The organism is Moorena sp. SIO3I6 (assembly GCF_010672095.1).
Window position 1 is genome coordinate 1 of sequence record NZ_JAAHHU010000914.1, and the last position, 1,966, is coordinate 1,966.

Annotated in this window: 4 protein-coding genes; 2 read left to right on the forward strand and 2 right to left on the reverse strand. The window is 39.7% G+C overall.

Features of this window, described 5'->3' with window-relative positions; genetic code table 11:
* Positions 1-218, forward strand: a 218-nt coding sequence (locus F6K49_RS44355) for a Uma2 family endonuclease (RefSeq protein ID WP_293108300.1), incomplete at its 5' end; no start/stop codon positions are given.
* On the opposite strand, the gene F6K49_RS44360 is transcribed toward F6K49_RS44355, so the two are convergent.
* On the reverse strand, positions 184-372 hold the full coding sequence (locus tag F6K49_RS44360; RefSeq protein WP_293108303.1) for a hypothetical protein: 189 nt from the start codon (positions 370-372) through the stop codon (positions 184-186). The two genes, F6K49_RS44355 and F6K49_RS44360, sit on opposite strands and share 35 nt — an antisense overlap.
* Before the next feature lie 67 nt (positions 373-439).
* On the opposite strand from F6K49_RS44360, the gene F6K49_RS44365 reads away from it, so the two are divergent.
* On the forward strand, positions 440-1,318 hold the full coding sequence (locus tag F6K49_RS44365; RefSeq protein WP_293108306.1) for an Rpn family recombination-promoting nuclease/putative transposase: 879 nt from the start codon (positions 440-442) through the stop codon (positions 1,316-1,318).
* A 107-nt stretch (positions 1,319-1,425) separates the two neighbouring features.
* Here the strand turns inward: F6K49_RS44365 and F6K49_RS44370 are convergent, their stop codons facing one another.
* The gene (locus F6K49_RS44370; RefSeq protein ID WP_293108308.1) at positions 1,426-1,788 is read right to left on the reverse strand and encodes a XisI protein; all 363 of its coding nucleotides are present in this window, start codon (positions 1,786-1,788) and stop codon (positions 1,426-1,428) included.
* Positions 1,789-1,966 lie beyond the last annotated feature (178 nt).

The window sequence follows — 1,966 nt, forward strand, 5'->3', positions numbered from 1 at the left end:
GCGATAGCCTACCAAAATTGCGCCAGAAGATACAGCAATTTCTGGAATTGGGAACTACAGTTGGGGTGTTAGTAGATCCGAGAACTCGCACCATGGAAGTTTATCGCCTCAATCAGGATAAAGTTGTGCTGGGGGATGGGGATGTGCTGCAAGTACCAGAATTGCTTCCTGGTTGGGAATTACCTATTGTTGAAGTGTGGGCACCGGAATTTGATTGAGTATATACAAGGGAACAGGGAATAGGGAAGAGGGAATAGGGAAGAGGCAATAGGCAATAGGCAATAGGCAATAGGCAAGAGTGAGATTATAAAGTAGGGTGGGCAAAGTAATATAATCATTAATACTCAACAAAACCAAACTGTTTTTGCCCACCCTACAAGCTACCTGTTCTCTATTCCCTATTCCCTGCTACCTGCTCCCTATATAAACCTGTAAAACCATGAGATTCATCAGCCCGAAAACTGACTTTGCTTTCAAGAAAATATTTGGCTCAGATCAGAGTAAGGATATTCTGATTTCATTTCTAAATGCCATGATATACTCCGGTAAGTCAGTCATCCAGGATTTAGAAATTATTGACTCCTATAGTGACGAGTATTTGGTTAATTTCAAAGACACTTATCTGGATGTTAAGGCAGTATTAGAGGATGGAACGACTGTGCTGATTGAAGTGCAAATCTGGAATGTAAAGGATTTCGAGAAGCGAGTGGTTTATAACTTGTGCCAAACCTATGGAAATAAACTTAAATCGGGAAAGATATATTTCGATATCAATCCAGTCATTGCTTTAACCATCACGGATTTTAAGTTATTCCCCTCAACCGAAAAAGTCATTAGCTGTTTTTACTTTCAAGAGGAAGAAGACCACTTGCCTTATCAGGAGAACGAGTTAAAGCTGGTGTTTGTGGAACTACCCAAATTTACTAAGCAACTGGAAGAATTGGAAAGTGTGATAGATAAGTGGATCTTTTTTATCAAAGAAGCGCCCAACTTAGAAATCATTCCTGACCAGCTCAAAGAAATCCCACAGCTAGAAAAAGCTTTAACTATAGCGAATCAAGCGGGGTTTAGTGAGTCAGAAGTGGAAAAACTCCGCAAACAGGAGATGGCCTTGGAGGACGCGCGACGTGCATGGAGTTTCGCGAAAAGGGAAGGACGAGAAGAAGGACGAGAACAAGGCAGACTAGAAGGACGAGAAGAAGGTAGACTTGAAGAAAAACAGCAGATTGCTAAACAGATGAAGGCCGCTGGGTTACCCCTGAATGATATTGCTCAATATACGGGGTTGACTATCGATGAAATTAATCAGTTGTCCTAAGAGAGAAAGAAAAAGTTCAAAAAAATACCAATTAACGTAGGGTGGGCAAAATAGTATAATCATTAATACTCAACAAAACCAAACTGTTTTTGCCCACCCGACAATCTCTAGGAAATAGCATAGCCAGTGTGTTGTCGGATATGGGGAGGATGAAAAGCTAAAACAATTTGTTCTTTGGGTATTCCCGCCGCCAGTAGCTCTTCTGTAATGCCGTGATCTAGACCATCATGGTGTAGCCAAATTTTATTGTTACGTATCTCAGCATCAAAAATGAGTGAATGAATTCGTTGTGTATCGTTCCAACCTTCCCTAATAACTAGATAGCGATTTTTGTCATCGCTAACAATGATTTTACTGATCACAGTATTACTAATAGCATTATTTTTGTGACGATTGAGGATATTGCAATAGTTTTTCAGGATCTGAAGAAGAGCTGTAGCACAATTGGTTACTCCAGTGAAGGTTTCCATAGCGTAATTGTCTCCTGGTTTTAATCATCGTGGTAAAGTCCTTGGCAGGCATGTAGAAAGTTGATTAGAGGGATATTGCTATTATAGTAAAGATTATAAAGTAGGGTGGGCAAAATAATATAATCATTAATAATCAAAAAAAAACTATTTTTGCCCACACTACAAGCTAACTGTTCCC